This is a genomic window from Paenibacillus sp. P22 (genome assembly GCF_000469945.2).
GTDB classification, from domain to species: Bacteria; Bacillota; Bacilli; order Paenibacillales; family Paenibacillaceae; genus Paenibacillus_O; species Paenibacillus_O humicus.
Genome location: NZ_CBRA020000006.1, coordinates 22,102 through 39,184 on the forward strand (window position 1 = coordinate 22,102; position 17,083 = coordinate 39,184).

The window sequence follows — 17,083 nt, forward strand, 5'->3', positions numbered from 1 at the left end:
TGCTCAAGCGGGATGGACTTCGAAGACGCCTGCCGCTCCCATGCCGCCGCCGATGCACATCGACACGACGCCGTAGCCGCCGCCTCTGCGGCGCAGCTCGTTGATCAGCGAGACGCTGATCTTGGTGCCGGTGCAGCCGAGCGGATGGCCCAGCGCGATCGCGCCGCCGTTGACATTGACCTTCTCCTCGTCGATGCCGAGCTCCCGGATGATATGGAGGCACTGGGAGGCGAACGCTTCATTGATTTCATAGAGATCGACCTGCTCCTGGGAAATGCCGGCTCGCTTCAGCGCCTTTGGAATCGCCTCGACCGGGCCTACGCCCATGATCTCCGGCTCGACGCCCGCAAGGGCGAACGAACGGAATGTAGCCAGCGGCTTCAGGCCGAGCTCGTCGGCTTTCTCGCGGCTCATGATGACGACCGCAGCCGCTCCGTCGCTGATCTGCGAGGAGTTGCCCGCCGTCACCGAGCCGTTCAGCTTGAACGCAGGGCGCAGCTTGCCGAGCGTATCCGGCGTCGTATCGACGCGGACGCCTTCATCGGTGTTGAAGACGAACTTCTCGGTTTTCACCTTGCCGCTGTCTTCCATGGACTTGAGCTCCGCTTCGAACGGGACGATCTCATCGGCGAACTTGCCTGCGGCGATGGCCGCCGCCGCCTTCTCATGGGAGCGGGCAGCGAAGATGTCCTGGTCCTCGCGGCTGACGCCGAACTTCTCCGCGACGCGCTCGGCCGTATGCCCCATCCCGATATAGACTTCCGGGTATTCATCGACGATTTTCGGATTCGGGGAAATTTTGAAGCCGGTCATCGGAACGTGGCTCATGCTCTCCACCCCGCCGGCGATCATCACATCCGCGTTGCCGGTCATGATGCGCTCCGCCGCGAAGGCGATCGATTGCAGGCCGGAGGAGCAGAACCGGTTGACGGTCAGCGCCGGAACCGTCACCGGGAAGCCTGCATACAGCGACATGATGCGGGCGAAGTTGAGCCCCTGCTCCCCTTCGGGCATCGCGCAGCCGATGATGATATCCTCCACATCTTCTTTCTTGAGCCCCGGCGCCCGCGAGACCACTTCCTGCAGCACGATTTTGCCGAGGTCGTCCGCGCGGGTTTGGCGAAGGCTGCCTTTCTTGCCTTTGCCGATTGCCGTCCGGGCCATGGATACGATTACCGCTTCTCTCATGACTTCACGCTCCTTTAATGGTTCGCGTTTTGTGAGCAGCCGCTCCGGAAATAAAAGGCCCTTCCGATCGCTCTTGCCCCCGGATTTCTTTGATTCCGCATGAATGTGGAAATCCGGCTGCAAATGCGACCGCTCCTCTTCTCCATGGCGCTTACATTTCCTGCGATCTCTGCACAGCCGTCCCAAACTCCTCCAGAATACTGAGCGGTCACATCGCTCTTAAATCCGGATGGCTTTGATTCCACAGGAAGATGTCGTTTCTGTGCCGAGCGATATCCTAATTCCGCAAAGCCTTGCCTTTGGAGAGCATATGCTGCATGCGGGCCTGGGTCTTCGGCTCGCCCGTCAGGCTGAGGAAGGCTTCGCGCTCCAGATCGAGCAGATATTGCTCCGATACGAGCGTGCCGGCCGGCAAGTCGCCGCCGCTCAGCACATGCGCCAGCTTCTTGGCGATGAGAAGGTCGTGGTCGCTGATGTAGCCGCCTTCCTTCATGCCGATCGCCGCGAGCTGCAGCGCGGCCTTGCCTTCGGCGCCGGCGATGCGGATCTTCTCTTCCGGAGGGAGCGTGTAGCCGTCCGCAGCCATCTGCAGGACAGCCTGCTTCGCTTCGTAGATCAGATGGTCCGCGTTCGGCAGGATGCGGTCGTTCGTGCGGAGGTAGCCGAGCCGCTTGGCATCATGCCCGCTCGAGGAGACCTTCGCCGAGCCGACCGTCTCGAACACCTGGCCGAGCAGAGGCAGCAGATCCGCTTCCGGATGCCCGGCCTGCCTGCTGACGCGCAAGGCGAATTCCTTGCAGCCGCCGCCGGCCGGGATGAGGCCGACGCCGACTTCGACGAGGCCGTAATAAGTCTCCGCCGCGGCGATGACCTGGTCCGCCGGCATGCAGGCTTCGACGCCGCCGCCGAGCGTCATCCGGTGGGGCGCCGCGACGACCGGCTTTTCCAGCCGCTTCAGCTTATACATGCTCTGCTGGAACAGGTTGATGATTTCGTCGACTTCGTCCCATTCTTCGTCCTGCGCTTCCATGAGCAGCAGCATCAGATTCGCGCCGACGCAGAAGTTGCGGCCCTGATTCGCCAGAACGAGACCGCTCCAGTTGCGCCGGACTTCCTCCGCGCTCTGCTGGATCATCGACAGGATATCGTCGCCGATGGCGTTGTTCGGGGAATGGAATTCCAGGCAGACGACGCCGTCGCCGATATCGATCAGGCTGGCGCCTGCATTGGATTTGACGACCTTGTTCTGCTCCTTGAGCGAGCGAAGGTCGATCTCTTGAACAGGGGCTTCCACTTCCTTATACTGGCTGCCGTTCACGTAGAAGCGCTTGCCGTTGTCTTTCTTGTAGAAGCTCGTATGGCCGGCATCGATCCATTCCTTGACCCATGCCGGAACGGCGAGGCCTTCCTTCTCCATCCGCTGCACCGATTTCGCCAGCCCGATGGCATCCCACGTCTCAAACGGCCCCAGCTCCCAGTTGAAGCCCCATTTCATCGCTTCGTCGATCTCCTGGATGGAGTCGGCGATCTCCCCGACCTTGTCGGCGGAATAGACCAGAACCTGCTTCAAAATATTCCAGGCCAGCTCCGAATACTTGTCTCCGGCGCCGATGAGAGCCTTCGTCTTTTCACGGGCGCCTTTGACGCTCTTCGCCGCTTCCAGGGAGCCGGAAGCCGCCTTCCTCTGCGGCGTATACTCCAGCGTGCCGAGATCGATCGACAGAATCTCGCTCTTGCCGCCTTCTCCTTTGCGCTTCAGATAGAAGCCCTGGCCGGATTTCTCGCCCAGCCAGCCGCGCTCGACGAGCTGCGTCAGGGCGGCCGGAGGCGTGAAGTCTTTGCGCTCGGCCTCGTTGTCCACATTCAGGCGGACGTTGTCCGCGACATGGATGAACGTATCGAGGCCGACGAGATCCAGCGTGCGGAAGGTGGCGCTCTTCGGGCGTCCCATAGCCGGACCGGTGACCGCATCCACTTCCTCGACGGTGAAGCCGCCCTTCTCCATTTCCTGCAGCGACACGAGCAGACCGTACGTCCCGATTCTATTTGCAATGAAGTTCGGGGTGTCCTTGGCGATGACGACGCCTTTGCCGAGGACGGTTTCTGCAAATGCCTTCATCTCGTTCACAAGCTCCGCATCCGTTCCGTCCGCCGGAACGATTTCCAGCAGTTTCATGTAACGGGGCGGATTGAAGAAATGGGTGCCCATGAACGACCTGCGGAACGGCTCGCTGCGCCCTTCCGCCATCGCGTTGATGGAGATGCCGGAAGTGTTGGAGCTGACAATCGTTCCCGGCTTCCAGTGCTGCTCGATGCGGTCGAGCAGGCTGCGCTTCGCGTCCAGATTCTCGACGATGACCTCGATGATCCAGTCGGCATCCGCGATCTTGTGGAGATCGTCCTCCAGGTTGCCCGGCGTGATGCGGCCCGCGAAGGCCGGATCGTAGAGAGGCGCCGGATTCGTCTTCTTCAGCTTGGCGATGGCGCTTGCGGCCAGCCTGCTGCGGACAGCCGGATGCTCGGCCGTCAGGCCTTTCTTCTCTTCCTCGGGGGTGAGCTGCTTGGGCACGATGTCCAGGAGCAGCGTCGGAATGCCAACGTTGGCCAGATGGGCGGCAATGCCGGAACCCATAATGCCGGAGCCGATGACGGCGGCTTTGCGGATCGAAATGCTCATCGTTGCTTGCCTCCTTGATTAAGGTTTTTACGGCTTTCAAGAACAATGCTTTTCCCGTGTCGGATGCTCTCTTCCTCTTCATGGCCGATCGAAGAAGGACGGTCCGCTAACTAAGGTGCGCGTACCCTTATGCTGCCGGCTCTGGCTGCCTCCATGCGTTATACGGCCATCCCTTCGCTGCCGGCCGGAGCGCTGCCCGCGCATCCGAATACGGCTTCCTCGAGAATTTCGGCGATGTCGCGCGCCTTCACCCTGTCATCGACTTCCTTCAGCTTCGTGCCGTCCTCCAGCATCGTCAGACAGTACGGACACGCGCTGCTGATCAGCGTCGGATTCACTTCGAGCGCCTGCTCGGTGCGCGCCAGGTTGACGCGCTTGCCTGCCGTCTCCTCCATCCACATCATGCCGCCGCCCGCTCCGCAGCACATGCCGTTCTCCCGGCTGCGCGCCATCTCCACCAGCTCCACGCCGGGAATGGCACGGAGCACATCGCGCGGCTCGTCATACACGTTGTTGTAGCGGCCCAGATAACAGGAATCATGGTAGGTGATCCGCTCGTTGACCTCATGCTTCGGCTGCAGCCTGCCTTCCTTCAGCAGCCGGTCGAACAGCTGCGTATGATGGAGCACCTCCACGCCTTCGAGACCGAAGTCCGGATACTCGTTCTTCAGCGTGTTGAACGTATGCGGGCATGCCGTCACAATCTTCGTCACTCCGTACTTCCGGAACGTCTCGATATTCTCCATGCACAGCTGTTGGAACAGCATCTCGTTGCCCATGCGCCGCGGCGTGTCGCCGGAGTTTCTTTCCTCGTTGCCGAGAATCGCGAAGCGGATGCCGGATTCGTTCAGCAGGCGGGCGACGGCCCTCGAGATTTTGCGGCTGCGGAGATCGTAGGAGCCCATGGAGCCGACGAAGAACAGATAGTCGAACTCCGGGTTTTCCTTGACGAGCGGAACGCTGACCCCTTCCACGTCTCCGGTCCATTTGACGCGGTCGTTGCGGTTGATTCCCCAAGGGTTGCCTTGGCGCTCGATGTTCTGCATTGCGCGCTGGCCTTCATGCGGCACGCTGCCCTGCATGAGGACGAGGTGGCGGCGCAAGTCGATGATCTTGTCGACATGCTCGTTGCCGACCGGACATTGGTCCTCGCAGTTGCGGCATGTCGTGCACGCCCAGATCTCGTCCTCCGTCATGACTTCGCCGATGAGCTCGACTTCCTGCGGGCTGCGCTCCTCTTGATGCCAGGAAGCCTTCTGCCAGCCGATCGTCGGCCGGATATCCGTGATGGCGCCGCCGGGATCCCTCCATGCGACGGAGTCCGACTCTTCCGCGCCGGCCGCCACCTCCTCCGCGCTTCCTCCGGCCATCTCGAGCAGCGAGCCGGGCATTTCCGCAGAACGAGGGACAAAGGCATGCGCCTTGCCTCCCCCGGCGCTTCCTGTGCCGAAAGCGAACTCGGGAACCCAGGGAGATTTGCCGGTGACGGCCGCTCCCTTGTCGATCAAGTGGTCGCGAAGCTTCACGATCATGTGCATCGGAGAGAGCGCCTTGCCGGTATTGGATGCCGGGCACACATTCGTGCAGCGGCCGCATTCCACGCAGGCATAGAAATCGAGCATCTGCTTCTGGTTGAACTCCTCGATCTTGCCGACGCCGAACGATTCCGCTTCCTCGTCCTCCAGATCGATCTTGCTCAGCCTTCCGGCCGGCTCCTGCTTGCGCAGATAGATGTTGACCGGCGCGGTGAGGATATGGAAGTGCTTCGACTGAGGCACGTACACGAGAAACGCGAGCAGGATGGCCAGATGCGCCCACCAGGAAACCATGAACAGCACATGCGCGGCTCCGGCTCCGATTCCTTGCATGCCTTCGGCCATCACGGAGGTGATCGGCGCGTAGCCGGAAAATGCCATGCCGAGCCAAATCCGCTCGAAAGCAAGGGAGAACAGGACGGATGCCATCAGTCCGAAGATGAAGAAGACGACGATGCTCGGCTTCCACCCTCTCTTCAGACGGGCGAGCTTCTCGCCGTAGCGGCGGTAGGCCGCATACCCCATCGCGACCAGAATGGCGAATACGGTGATTTCCTGCAGCAGGCTGAACCAGCCGTATCCGGGAACCGGCAGATGGTGCTTGCCTGCCGTCAGGCCTTTGATGATCAGGTCGAGCGCTCCGAACTGCAGAATGACGAATCCATAGAAGATGACAATATGCATGATGCCGCTGCGGATATCCTTGAGCAGCTTCGTCTGGCCGAATACTTGAGCGAGGAACTCGCCCCATCTGCCCTCTCCCTTGAGAGGCACGGCTGTCTTTTTCCCCAGCTTCATATAGAGCCAGCGGTGGTACACCGCCCTGTAGAACAGATAGACTCCGCAGCCCGTCAGAGCCAAAAACAAGATGAGATTGATCAGCTGTCCTGCCATTGCGGCTCACCCTCTCTGCAAATTCCTTTTGCCGGCCGTTCGCCGGGCATTCTTAGATGAAGCGCTTACAAGGCCGGTTCAAAAAAATCTTAGTGGTATCCCGCCTGTGATGCTGTCCGGCGCGGCTGCATACGTCTCCAAATCCTCCGCTCCACTACTAAGAAATAAGAAGGAAGATATCCCGCCTCTTCCTCTCCGATCCCAAGCATGTTCCGCCTTCTGGAAGGCGGTTAGCGTCCAAGTTCCGGATAAATCGTTGACAATCCGTGTGATATCCCCTAAGATGAAGAAAATGAATGAGCATTCATTCACCATACGTAAATACTACCACCGAGGTGCCATCATGACAAGTAGGAAGCCGGAAAAATATTATCAGATCCTGGAAGCCGCCCAAAAAGTCATTGCCGAAAACGGGTTCCACGGCTCGCAGGTGTCGAAAATCGCCAAGGAGGCCGGAGTCGCCGACGGTACGATCTATTTATATTTCAAGAAGAAGGAAGATATCCTGATCTCCTTGTTCGAGGAAAGGCTCGGGGATCTGGTCGGACGGTTCAAAGCCCGGCTGGAGGATACGGCGACTGCCGGCGAAGCTCTGCGCGCCATCTGCGAGATCCACTACTCCGTCCTGGAGCAGAACATCAATCTCGCATACGTGACCCAGATCGAGCTGAGGCAGAGCTCGCTGGAGCTGCGCAAGGCGATCGGCCTGACCGTACGGCCTTACATCCAGCTCATTGAGCAGATTCTGGAAAAAGGGGTGAGAGAAGGAGCGTTCCGGGACAATCTCGACGTCAAGCTGACCCGGCATCTTATATTCGGAGCGATGGATGAGGCGGTTTCCTCCTGGCTCATATCCGGGCAGAAGTTCTCCCTGACCGCCCAAGTCGACAAAACCATCGAATTTTTCCTGCATGGCCTCAAAAAATAACAGGGATTCAACCATTCGAGGAGGAGAATCGAGATGAACATTTTCTGCCTGCTGAAGCAAACCTTTGATACGGAAGAACGGATCGTAATCCAGGACGGCCAGGTTTCGGACGACGGCGTCAAATATGTCATCAATCCTTACGATGAATATGCGGTCGAGGAAGCGCTCCAGCTCCGGGAAAAGCACGGCGGAACGGTTACCGTCGTCTCTGTCGGCCCCGCCCGGGCAGCGGAAGCGCTCCGCTCGGCGCTGGCGATGGGAGCCGATGAGGCGGTGCTGATCTCCGACGAGCGCATCCAATCCGACGAAGCGGGCATCGCCTCCTTGCTCCAGGCTTATATCTCCAAGCAGCCCTTCGACGTCATCCTCGGAGGCAACTTCTCCGTCGATACCGGCGGCGGCCAAGTCGCGGTCCGGCTTGCGGCGGGTCTCGGCATTCCCCACGCCGCTTCCATCACGAGTCTTGACATCGACGGTACGGCTGCCAGCGTCAAGCGGGATGCCGAAGGCGACACGGAATCCCTCGAGCTGACGCTGCCGGCGCTGTTCACCGCCCAGCAAGGCTTGAACGAGCCGCGCTACCCGTCGCTGCCGAATATCATGAAGGCGAAGAAAAAGCCGTTCCAGACGCTGTCTCTGGACGATCTCGGCGTCGACGCCGCCGCCGTCGCCCCGCTGACCAAGCGGCTTGGCCTTTCCCTGCCGCCTGAGCGCGGAGCCGGCCAGCTCATCAAGGGAACGCCGGCCGAGCAGGCCGCTCGCCTCGTCGAGCTGCTGCGCACAGAAGCCAAAGCGATCTGATCCCATCCTTTTTTCCTATCCAAGGAGGTTAAACCATGAGCCAATCCGTTCTTGTCATCGCCGAAATCCGCGGCGGAAAATTGCGCCAGGTATCGCTTGAAGCCGTCCATGCCGCCAACCAGTCCGCGGGCGGCGCTCCGGTCGACGCCGTCATCATCGGCAGCGGCATCATTCCGGTCGCCTCCGAGCTGGCCGCCTACGTGTCGGGCAAAGTCTACGCCGTCGATCATCCTGAGCTCGCGTCATACAACGCTCCGGCTTATCTGGCCGCCGTCAAAGGCCTTCTCGACGAACGGAAGCCAGGCCGCGTCTTCCTCGGCCATACTGCGGAAGGCAAGGATCTGGCGCCGCTTGTCGCCGCCCATCTTGGTGCCGGACAAATTTCCGACGTCATTGCTGTAATCGATTCCGCGGGCGGCTCTGTCTATACCCGTCCGATCTACGCGGGCAAAGCTTTTGAGGAAAAAGCCTTTTCCGGCGGCTCCGGCGTCGTCACCGTCCGGCCGAACAACCTTCCGCCAGCCGAACAGGCCGCGTCGCCGGCCGAAGTGGTCGACCGCGATTATGCTCCAGCCTCCGATCTCCGCTCGATCGTCAAGGACGTCGTGCGCAAAGCCGGCGGCAAGGTCGACCTGTCCGAGGCGAAGATCGTCATCTCCGGCGGACGCGGCGTGAAGAGCTCCGACGGCTTCAAGCCGCTCGAAGAGCTGGCCGATGTGCTCGGTGCCGCCGTCGGCGCCTCCCGCGGAGCCTGCGACGCCGGCTACTGCGACTACGCGCTGCAGATCGGCCAGACCGGCAAGGTCGTCACGCCGGAAGTGTACATCGCCTGCGGCATCAGCGGAGCCATCCAGCATTTGGCGGGCATGAGCCAGTCGCGCGTCATTATCGCGATCAACAAGGATCCGGAAGCTCCGATCTTCAAAGTCGCCGACTACGGCATCGTCGGCGACCTGTTCGAAGTCGTGCCGCTGCTGACGGAAGAGTTCCGCAAAGTGCTCGCGTAAACAGCATGAACCCGCCCGGATGATGCCATTACGGGAGGGTTTTTCGATGGATATGAATCATTCCTGAGGAGGAGCTTGTTATGGGACCGTTTCGACCCGATCTGCTCAAAGGCAAAACCGTGCTCGTGACGGGCGGCGCGACCGGACTTGGACGCGCAATGGCGGAAGGCTTCGCCCGGCATGGAGCCTCCATCGCGCTCGCGGGACGCCGCGAGGAGAAGCTGCAGGAAGCGGCTGAGGCGTTCCGCGAGGCCGGCCATGACGTGTTCGTCCAAAGCTGCGACGTCCGGGACCCGGCTTCCCTATCCGCATTGGCGGATGCTTTGGACGAGCGCTTCGGAGGCGTCGACGTGCTCGTCAACAATGCCGCCGGCAACTTCATCAGCCCGACCGAGAGGCTCTCGCCCCGCGCCGTCGACGCCGTGCTGAACATCGTGCTGCACGGAACCTTCTATGCGACGCTGGAGTTCGGCAAGCGCTGGATCGCGGCCGGCCGGGGCGGAACGATGCTGAACATCGTCACGACCTATGCCGAGACCGGCTCCGGGTTCGTGGCGCCGTCGGCCGCCGCCAAAGCCGGGGTGCTTGCTCTCACCCGCTCGCTGGCGGTGGAATGGGCGCGCTACGGCATCCGCCAGGTCGCCATCGCGCCAGGTCCGTTTCCGACGGAAGGCGCATGGGCAAGGCTGGCTCCGACACCGGAGCTGGCCGAGCGCATGGCGGACCGCATTCCGCTCAAGCGAGTGGGCGACAAGCAGGAGCTTGCCGATCTGGCCGCATTTCTCGTCTCCGATTACGCTTCTTATCTCAACGGCGAGGTGGTGACGATCGACGGCGGCGAATGGCTCCAGGGCGCCGGACAGTTCAACAGCCTGCTTGAAGTGACGCCGGAACAGTGGGACCGGCTGGCCGAGCTTACCCGCACAGGCGGCAAAGGGCAATAAAGCGTTTGCCGCCTGTGCGACCGGCAGCTTCCGTTCATGGGGGAAGCAGCTGCATACGCCAAAAAGCCCTCGCCGGGCTGAAGCTTCTGCCCGGCGAGGGCTTTTCCTGCCCAATCAGACCGGAACTCCGCTTCCCGGGAGCGCCGCGATGATCGGCTCCAGGGCGGCGGCAGCCGAATCGGCCTGAACGAACCGTTCCTGTTCGCTGTCGTACCGGTCGGAGCCGTGCTCGTAGCGCGGGTCGTAATAAGCGGTCAGCAGCAGCTCCGCGGCGCGGCCGAAGTCATCGTTCCGAATGCTCTGCTCGATTTCCGCCGCGACAGGGGTATGGATTCTCGACTTGATCACGCGGAAGGCGGCCATGCATTGCTGCTTGTGCTCCTCCGGACGGTAATCCTCCAGAATATGCCGGATCCGCTCCCCGATCGGCAGCTCGACCCGGATCGGAATTCCCGTCTCCTTGGCTTCCATCAGAAACTCGGGAAGCACGCATTTGCCGATGCGGCGGCTTTCCGCCTCCATAATGACGTAGGGCGAATGCTGCAGAGCGATCAGCCGCTCAAGCAGCAGCGACTCGAACGTCTTCTGGTTGTGGGCGCGCATCCCGATCTGGCCGAATATGGAGCCGCGATGCCCCGCCATCCCCTCCAGATCCAGCACCGGATACCCGCGGCGTTCAAGCTCGGACAGAATTGCCGTCTTGCCCGTCCCCGTATTGCCGTGAAGGACATAGGCGCGCTGATTGAAGGAGAATTCCGCCAGCGTCTCGACGACCCAGCGCCGGTATTCGCGGAATCCGCCCGACAGCCGGTAAGCGTGGATGTCCATCAAGGAAAGCAGAGTCGCCGTCGTCCGGCTCCGCATGCCCCCTCTCCAGCAGAACAGGGCCTTCTTCTGGGGAATGGCCGCGAACTGCGCGATGAATGCCGGCAGCTTGGCCGAGATGATCTCGAGCCCCCGCTTCTTCGCTTCCTGGACGCTCACCTGCTTGTACAGCGTGCCGATCTCCGCCCGCTCGCGGTCGTCGAAGAAGGGGATGTTGATGCTTCCGGGAATCGTGGATTCCTCGTATTCGGACGGGGAGCGGACGTCGATGATGACGAGCTCTCCCGAGTCCCTCTTCGCTCTCAGCTCTTGCACGGTCAAATCCTGAAACATGGAATCTCTCCTTACGATACTTCGATGATGCCGTGATGGTCGTCGACCGCTTCTCCGATGAGAGCCGCCTCAAGACCTGCGGCAAGCAGCTCGCCGAGCAGGGAATCCGCTTCTTCTCCGGCTACGGAAATGAGGAGTCCTCCCGAAGTCACCGCGTCGCACAGGATGAGGCGGTCGAGCTCGTCGAGCTCCGGGCCGAACGTGACAGCAGGCTGCACATGCGCATAGTTGTTTCTCGTGCCGCCCGGCACGAAGCCTTCTTCGGCGAGCTCGCGGGTGCGCGGCAGGACCGGAACGTCGCCGCGTCGGATATTCAGGCCGACCCGGCTGCCTTTTGCCATCTCCGAAGCATGGCCGAGCAGCCCAAAGCCGGTCACATCGGTGCAGGCATGGACGTCGTAGCCGTCCATGATTTCGGCCGCCTTGCGGTTCAGCTCCGCCATGACGGAAGTCACCTTGGCGACATCTTTTTCCGTCAGCCGGTCCTTCTTGATCGACGTCGTATAGATGCCCACCCCGATCGGCTTGGTCAGGATGAGCTTGTCGCCCGGACGGGAGCCGGCATTCGTGCGGACGCGGCCAGGATGGACGAGACCGGTGACAGCCATGCCGAACTTGGGCTCCTTGTCTTCGATGGAATGGCCTCCGACGAGCGTCGCGCCTGCTTCCGCAAGCTTGTCGGCAGCTCCGCGGAGAATATCGGCGAGGATGCTTTTGTCGAGCGTCGCGATCGGAAATGCGACGATATTGAGGGCCGTCAGCGGCTTGCCGCCCATCGCGTAGATGTCGCTGATGGCGTTGGCAGCCGCGATCTGGCCGAAGGAATACGGGTCATCGACGATCGGAGTAAAGAAATCGACCGTCTGCACGAGCGCGAGCTCGTCGCTCAGCCGGTAGACCCCTGCGTCGTCGCTCGTATCAAGCCCGACGAGCAGATCGGCGTTGGGCAGCGCCGGAGGCAGCTGCCTCAGCACTTCCGACAAGTCGGACGGTCCGATTTTGCAGCCGCAGCCGCCTTTGGTGGAGAGCGAGGTCAATTTGATCACATTGGATTCCGGCATGGTTCATCCTCCCAGATGGCTAGTACTTTACTCCCTTAAGTATACGCCAAGGCCGCGCAAAAACCAAAATGGCGCGCCGAGCTTCGCCCCTATCGCCCTAACGCTTCAAAAAAGTGAAGGAACGGATCGCGGGATATGCTATAATAATCAAGTTTTCCATTCCATCTTAGGAGGTTGTATTCATGAGTCCTTCCCAAGGAACTCTTCCGCGCCCGGCGATGAGCGGCAAAAAGGCCGTCTGGCTTGCTGTCGCATTCATCCTGATTACCGTCGCCGGCCTGACATATGTAAAATGGTGGCCCTACTACGGAAAAGCGTTGAAAGCCATCACGGAGCATACGATCGGCAGCTCGATTCTGACCGGCGGCTCTGAAAGCATTCCGTCCCCGTCGTGGCAGTCCGCGTGGGACTATGCCCAGGCTTATTATAAAGCCGTCTGGAAAGCCGCCGTGCTCGGCATCCTGCTCGGCTCCCTCGTTCAGGTGCTGATTCCGTCAGGCTGGCTGCTCCGCGTTCTCGGCGGACGCAGCTTCAAGAGCACCGCCATCGGCGGCCTGGCCTCGCTGCCCGGCATGATGTGCTCCTGCTGCGCCGCTCCGATCGCTGTCGGCCTGCGCAAAAAAAACGTTTCCGCCGGCGCCGCCCTCGCCTTCTGGCTCGGCAATCCGCTGCTGAATCCGGCGACGCTCATCTTCATGACGTTCGTGCTCACGTGGAAGTTCACGCTGCTGCGGCTGTTGTTCGGCATCGCCATCACCTTCGGGGTGAGCTACTTTGCGAACCGCTTCGTCAAGGACGCCGCCATCCCGGAAGATCAGGTGCTCACCGCCGTGCCGGCTGACGACGATCGTCCGTTCTGGCTGCGCTGGCTGCGAAGCCTCGGCCAAATGCTGCTGAACGTCGTCCCGGCTTACATCATCGCCGTTCTGCTGCTCGGCGCCGCGCGCGCCTGGCTCTTCCCGAGCCTCGGCGAAGGGACAGGCATGACCATTCTGACGCTGCTTTTGTTCGCTGTCGCAGGCACGCTGTTCGTCATTCCGACTGCAGCCGAGATTCCGTTCGTGCAGGCATTCACCTCGCTCGGTTTCGGCGGCAGCGCCGCAGGCGCTCTGCTCATCACGCTGCCTGCCGTCAGCCTGCCGTCGCTCCTGATGATCCGCCGCGCGTTCCCGGCCAAAGTATTGGGGCTTGTGTTCGGGTCCGTCGTCGCCGCCGGCGTGCTCAGCGGCATCATCGGCTCCTTCTTCCTATAGCCGCATGAAAAAAAGGCCGTCTCCGAAAATGATCGGAGACGGCCTTTTTTTTCATCGCTTCAATTTTTCGGATGAGCCTTCAGCCACGACAGCATGTCGTCGAGAGTGCGGACGGGAACGATCTCCAGCGAGGCGCTGCCTTTGCGGGCATCCTTCTCCTGGCCTTGCGGCACGAAGAACACATCCGCGCCTGCTCGGGCGACCGTATAGGCCTTCTGCTCGATGCCGCCGATTTCCCCGACGTTCCCATTCCCGTCCAGCGTGCCAGTGCCGGCCACCCGATTGCCGTACGTAACGCCTCCCGGAGTCAGCTGATCGATAACCGTCAAAGCCAGCATCGCCCCATGCGACGGGCCTCCTTGGTACACGATATAGGAGCGGTAGTCGGCCTTTCTCGTCAGATCCGCCCGGGTGCGGTCCTGCACCTGGATGCCGAATGCCGCGCGGCCCGGCTGCTCGGGATTCTCCTTCGTTTCGATATCCGCCGACATCTCCTGAGTGCCCCGCTTAAGCCCTACACGGACCGTATCGCCCGGCTTGACGGAGCCCATGACCTTCGCCAGCATGGCCGTCGTGCCGACCTCCTTGCCGTTCAAGCGGATCAGCACATCGCCGGGCTCAAGACGCCCTTCCGCCGGACTGTCCTTGAGCAGAGCGAGCACTTGAACCCCGGTCGGGATCACGCCCTGGCCGAGACCGAGCTTTTTGAGCGCGACGGCGGTTCCGACGTCGTTGGCGCCTGCCCGCTGGATGAACACCTGCCGTTGGATTTCTCCCAGCGAAATGCTCGTATCCCTCTTTTCAATATGCAAATGGGGGAACAGCCCGGCGTAGATCCAGTCCACCGGAAAAGCCGGACGCTCGATGACGAGAACGCCTTCCAGGCTCCCCCTGTCCGTACCTCCTTGGATATGGGCATACCGGTTCATGTTCATCGTGAATCCCGGAGTGGTGACGCCATATGAGGTCGGGTAAAAAAGAATCGCTCCGACCGCCGCCGCTGCCAAGGCGGTCGTCAACGATCTCCAAGGGAAGCCTCCCCGTCTTGCAGTCTCGCTCACAAGAGCGTCGATGAGGATGAGAGCTCCGGTAGCCGCCGCTGCCGCAGCGGCGGCTCCGAAGCGGTCCGGCCGCGTAAGAAGCAGCAGCGCCGTCAGGATGCCTCCGGCTACGGCGAGAAGATTAATGACGCCAAGCCAGCTTCTTCCCCTCTGCAGCCAGGAGGAATAAGCGCCGGCAGCCCACATGAGAGGGATGGCCGCAGCGGTCCGGGACAGGATTTGAATCAGATCCATCCAATAATAGCTGCCCAGCCGCAATGGATCCCCGATCCAGATCAGTTCTCCACAAACGGACCCAACCGCAACGGCGATCAGGGATGCCGCGTACCAGCGGGAGCTTTTGCCCATTTCCTCGTCCTCCCCGAATGACTGCTTCTGACTTTCCCTTGTCTTCCTTCTCTACTAGGATACACAAGAGGGAGGCTTACATTCAATGCAGGCTTCCGGTCGGCCGTTTTACAGACCCGGCGAATGCCGATACAATGAAGAAGTTCGCTACCATAATGCCGGCCCGGCTTGGTGCCGGCACACCAAGGAGATCGATTCAGCCTATGGACATCGCAACCTGGAACGCCCTGCAAGCCGGCCTGCCGCAATGGCTGGACAACAGCCGCGCCCGAACGGCAGACGGCAAGACCGCTTCCTATATTCCCGAGCTCAGCAAGGCGGATCCCGATACTCTCGGCATCCATATCGCCGACATGAACGGCGGTTCCGTCTCGGCAGGCGACTGCGGGACCAGATTCACCATGCAAAGCATATCCAAGGTATTCACGCTGATCCTCGCTCTCATGGACAATGGCGAGGAGGCTGTATTCAGCAAAGTCGGCATGGAGCCGACCGGAGACAATTTCAACTCGATGCTCAAGCTCGAGCTCGTACAGCCGGGAATTCCCTTCAATCCGCTTATCAACGCCGGGGCCATCGTCATTTCTTCCTTGATCAACGGAAACAGCCCCGCCGAGAAGGCGGGGCGCATCCTGGATTTCATCTCCGGACTTGCAGGCAATCCTGATCTGGCGGTTGACGACGCCACCTATTATTCCGAATCCGCAACCGGCAACCTGAACCGGTCCATGGCGTATTTCCTGACCGACAACGGCGTTCTCCGAGGCGGAGTCGAGGAAGTTCTGGAAGTCTATTTCCGCCATTGCTCCATCTCGGTCACATGCAGCGATCTCGCGAGGATGGCCGTCATTCTGGCGAACGACGGCATCGATCCCGTCACGGGACAAGCCTTGATTCCAAGACGCTACGTGCAGATCGCCAAAACGTTCATGGTCACCTGCGGCATGTACAACGGCTCCGGACAATTCGCCATCGATGTCGGCTTGCCTGCCAAGTCCGGCGTATCCGGCGGCATTCTGGCGCTCGTGCCGGGCTTGGCGGGAATCGGGGTCATCGGTCCGGCGCTCAACCCGCATGGCAACAGCTTGGCCGGGGTTCATCTGCTGCGTTCGTTGTCCCGTGAATTCGACTGGAGCATGTTCTAGAGAATTTCCTCGCCTTCCGCTTCACCTTCCCTTACCTGGATGGTGAAGCGGATGCGGTAGCCTTCCCCGTCATGCTCGAACCACAGCTCGCCGCCCATTCCCTCGATCCGGTCCCTGACGCCGGATATGGGCTGAATGCGGCTCTCGACTTCATGGGGATGCCAGATCGTGAAGAGCAGATCGAGCATATCGTTGCCGATGCTTCGGGAATTCACATGAACACGGGCGCCGACCGTTCCCGGCTCTGCGCCGAAGGCGGCTGCCGAGAGAAGGATGATGAGCGTCTCCCGAAGCAGCTCCTCGTCCCCGACCACCCGGATCGGAAGCTCGGGATCCAGCCAGCAGCAAATGAAGCGAGAACGGCGTTATCCGGCGATCGACGGAACCGGCGGCCATGCGCGAGTTGGCCATCATATGCTGGATCAGTTGAATGAGATAGCCGCTGCTTCCAATAATCGTATCGACGTAGCTTCTCTGCTCGTCGGTCAATTCCGTCTCCGCCAGAAGCTCCGCCATGCCGGAAATGCCGGTCATAGGAGTGATCATCTCAAGTCCAAGTTCGTAGAGCTGATCCTTATCCTTTTCCAGCCTGGCATTGGCGGAACTAATCGCTTCGAGGCGGCGCTTGTCTTCCAGGCTCTCTTCCTCGAGTCCGGATTCCTTCTGAAGGAGCCATCTGGCCGCCGCCATCTGCAGGACGGCTTTCTCCATCTCGGTGAACGCCGCTTCCCTCCGCAGCAGTCCCAGCGTCCCCGTCGATGCCTTGCCGCCGGTTCTCACCTGCAGCCCGCAGTAATGAAACCCGAGCCAGGTATCTCCTTCGGCTCCAGCTTCCGGTTCATCGACCTCCAGACCGCAGTGCAGAATCGGTTCCCCCTTATGATGCAGATGCGCGACATGCTCCTCGTTCCCTTGCCGTTCGGAAACGAAGTAGGCGTCGGCATCGATCAGCTTCGAGATTCCCGTCAACAGCGCGTCCATCGGCAAGCGGACATTTTCTTCTTCCGCCAAATGATCATGTGTTAATTCCGTCATCGCATCAACGCCCACCCCGAAAAATAATAAAAGCCAAGAATAGGCGCC

General features: G+C 60.9%; 14 protein-coding genes. 6 read left to right on the plus strand and 8 right to left on the minus strand.

Features of this window, described 5'->3' with window-relative positions; all coding sequences use genetic code 11:
• Nucleotides 1-3: 3 nt before the first annotated feature.
• The 3 genes from BN871_RS01855 to BN871_RS01865 form a co-directional block, all read right to left on the minus strand.
• Nucleotides 4-1,188: an acetyl-CoA C-acyltransferase gene (locus BN871_RS01855; RefSeq protein ID WP_048744135.1), complete on the minus strand. Its 1,185-nt coding sequence runs from the start codon at nucleotides 1,186-1,188 to the stop codon at nucleotides 4-6.
• Nucleotides 1,189-1,465: 277 nt separating this feature from the next.
• On the minus strand, nucleotides 1,466-3,865 hold the full coding sequence (locus BN871_RS01860; RefSeq protein WP_048744074.1) for a 3-hydroxyacyl-CoA dehydrogenase/enoyl-CoA hydratase family protein: 2,400 nt from the start codon (nucleotides 3,863-3,865) through the stop codon (nucleotides 1,466-1,468).
• Nucleotides 3,866-4,023: 158 nt separating this feature from the next.
• Complete coding sequence (locus BN871_RS01865) at nucleotides 4,024-6,294, minus strand: (Fe-S)-binding protein (RefSeq protein ID WP_021881710.1); 2,271 nt, start codon at nucleotides 6,292-6,294, stop codon at nucleotides 4,024-4,026.
• 343 nt (nucleotides 6,295-6,637) lie between these two features.
• Here BN871_RS01865 and BN871_RS01870 point away from each other — a divergent pair, with 343 nt between their 5' ends.
• From BN871_RS01870 to BN871_RS01885, 4 genes are all read left to right on the plus strand, one after another.
• The gene (locus BN871_RS01870; RefSeq protein ID WP_048744078.1) at nucleotides 6,638-7,222 is read left to right on the plus strand and encodes a TetR/AcrR family transcriptional regulator; all 585 of its coding nucleotides are present in this window, start codon (nucleotides 6,638-6,640) and stop codon (nucleotides 7,220-7,222) included.
• 33 nt (nucleotides 7,223-7,255) lie between these two features.
• Nucleotides 7,256-8,023, plus strand: a complete 768-nt coding sequence (locus tag BN871_RS01875) for an electron transfer flavoprotein subunit beta/FixA family protein (protein WP_048744081.1) — start codon at nucleotides 7,256-7,258, stop codon at nucleotides 8,021-8,023.
• Nucleotides 8,024-8,058: 35 nt separating this feature from the next.
• Nucleotides 8,059-9,030, plus strand: coding sequence for an electron transfer flavoprotein subunit alpha/FixB family protein (locus BN871_RS01880; protein WP_048744083.1), 972 nt, complete (start codon nucleotides 8,059-8,061; stop codon nucleotides 9,028-9,030).
• A gap of 80 nt (nucleotides 9,031-9,110) precedes the next feature.
• Nucleotides 9,111-9,974 (plus strand): SDR family oxidoreductase, encoded by an 864-nt coding sequence (locus tag BN871_RS01885; protein WP_048744085.1) that lies wholly within the window; start codon nucleotides 9,111-9,113, stop codon nucleotides 9,972-9,974.
• A gap of 114 nt (nucleotides 9,975-10,088) precedes the next feature.
• Here the strand turns inward: BN871_RS01885 and mnmH are convergent, their stop codons facing one another.
• Both mnmH and selD read right to left on the minus strand, forming a co-directional pair.
• Nucleotides 10,089-11,132, minus strand: coding sequence for a tRNA 2-selenouridine(34) synthase MnmH (mnmH, locus tag BN871_RS01890; protein ID WP_048744088.1), 1,044 nt, complete (start codon nucleotides 11,130-11,132; stop codon nucleotides 10,089-10,091).
• 11 nt (nucleotides 11,133-11,143) lie between these two features.
• The gene (selD, locus tag BN871_RS01895) at nucleotides 11,144-12,193 is read right to left on the minus strand and encodes a selenide, water dikinase SelD (protein ID WP_021880771.1); all 1,050 of its coding nucleotides are present in this window, start codon (nucleotides 12,191-12,193) and stop codon (nucleotides 11,144-11,146) included.
• A 182-nt stretch (nucleotides 12,194-12,375) separates the two neighbouring features.
• Here selD and BN871_RS01900 point away from each other — a divergent pair, with 182 nt between their 5' ends.
• Entirely contained in the window at nucleotides 12,376-13,446 is a 1,071-nt protein-coding gene (locus tag BN871_RS01900) for a permease (protein WP_021880770.1), read from the plus strand.
• A 59-nt stretch (nucleotides 13,447-13,505) separates the two neighbouring features.
• Here the strand turns inward: BN871_RS01900 and BN871_RS01905 are convergent, their stop codons facing one another.
• Nucleotides 13,506-14,855, minus strand: a complete 1,350-nt coding sequence (locus BN871_RS01905) for a PDZ domain-containing protein (RefSeq protein WP_021880769.1) — start codon at nucleotides 14,853-14,855, stop codon at nucleotides 13,506-13,508.
• A 203-nt stretch (nucleotides 14,856-15,058) separates the two neighbouring features.
• Between BN871_RS01905 and glsA the strand changes: the two genes are divergently transcribed.
• The gene (glsA, locus tag BN871_RS01910; RefSeq protein ID WP_021880768.1) at nucleotides 15,059-16,000 is read left to right on the plus strand and encodes a glutaminase A; all 942 of its coding nucleotides are present in this window, start codon (nucleotides 15,059-15,061) and stop codon (nucleotides 15,998-16,000) included.
• Here glsA and BN871_RS01915 read toward each other — a convergent pair.
• Together BN871_RS01915 and BN871_RS01920 are read right to left on the minus strand one after the other, a co-directional pair.
• Nucleotides 15,997-16,188, minus strand: a complete 192-nt coding sequence (locus tag BN871_RS01915; protein ID WP_048744093.1) for a hypothetical protein — start codon at nucleotides 16,186-16,188, stop codon at nucleotides 15,997-15,999. The two genes, glsA and BN871_RS01915, sit on opposite strands and share 4 nt — an antisense overlap.
• Nucleotides 16,151-17,035: a histidine kinase dimerization/phospho-acceptor domain-containing protein gene (locus BN871_RS01920; RefSeq protein ID WP_021880767.1), complete on the minus strand. Its 885-nt coding sequence runs from the start codon at nucleotides 17,033-17,035 to the stop codon at nucleotides 16,151-16,153. Before BN871_RS01920 ends, BN871_RS01915 begins: the two co-directional genes overlap by 38 nt.
• Nucleotides 17,036-17,083: the final 48 nt, after the last annotated feature.

Coding starts and splice junctions, on each gene's coding strand:
- BN871_RS01855 (WP_048744135.1), bottom strand. CDS start 1,188: ATGAGAGAAGCGGTAATCGTATCCATGGCCCGGACGGCAATCGGCAAA.
- BN871_RS01860 (WP_048744074.1), bottom strand. CDS start 3,865: ATGAGCATTTCGATCCGCAAAGCCGCCGTCATCGGCTCCGGCATTATG.
- BN871_RS01865 (WP_021881710.1), bottom strand. CDS start 6,294: ATGGCAGGACAGCTGATCAATCTCATCTTGTTTTTGGCTCTGACGGGC.
- BN871_RS01870 (WP_048744078.1), top strand. CDS start 6,638: ATGACAAGTAGGAAGCCGGAAAAATATTATCAGATCCTGGAAGCCGCC.
- BN871_RS01875 (WP_048744081.1), top strand. CDS start 7,256: ATGAACATTTTCTGCCTGCTGAAGCAAACCTTTGATACGGAAGAACGG.
- BN871_RS01880 (WP_048744083.1), top strand. CDS start 8,059: ATGAGCCAATCCGTTCTTGTCATCGCCGAAATCCGCGGCGGAAAATTG.
- BN871_RS01885 (WP_048744085.1), top strand. CDS start 9,111: ATGGGACCGTTTCGACCCGATCTGCTCAAAGGCAAAACCGTGCTCGTG.
- mnmH (WP_048744088.1), bottom strand. CDS start 11,132: ATGTTTCAGGATTTGACCGTGCAAGAGCTGAGAGCGAAGAGGGACTCG.
- selD (WP_021880771.1), bottom strand. CDS start 12,193: ATGCCGGAATCCAATGTGATCAAATTGACCTCGCTCTCCACCAAAGGC.
- BN871_RS01900 (WP_021880770.1), top strand. CDS start 12,376: ATGAGTCCTTCCCAAGGAACTCTTCCGCGCCCGGCGATGAGCGGCAAA.
- BN871_RS01905 (WP_021880769.1), bottom strand. CDS start 14,855: ATGGGCAAAAGCTCCCGCTGGTACGCGGCATCCCTGATCGCCGTTGCG.
- glsA (WP_021880768.1), top strand. CDS start 15,059: ATGGACATCGCAACCTGGAACGCCCTGCAAGCCGGCCTGCCGCAATGG.
- BN871_RS01915 (WP_048744093.1), bottom strand. CDS start 16,188: ATGCTCGATCTGCTCTTCACGATCTGGCATCCCCATGAAGTCGAGAGC.
- BN871_RS01920 (WP_021880767.1), bottom strand. CDS start 17,035: ATGACGGAATTAACACATGATCATTTGGCGGAAGAAGAAAATGTCCGC.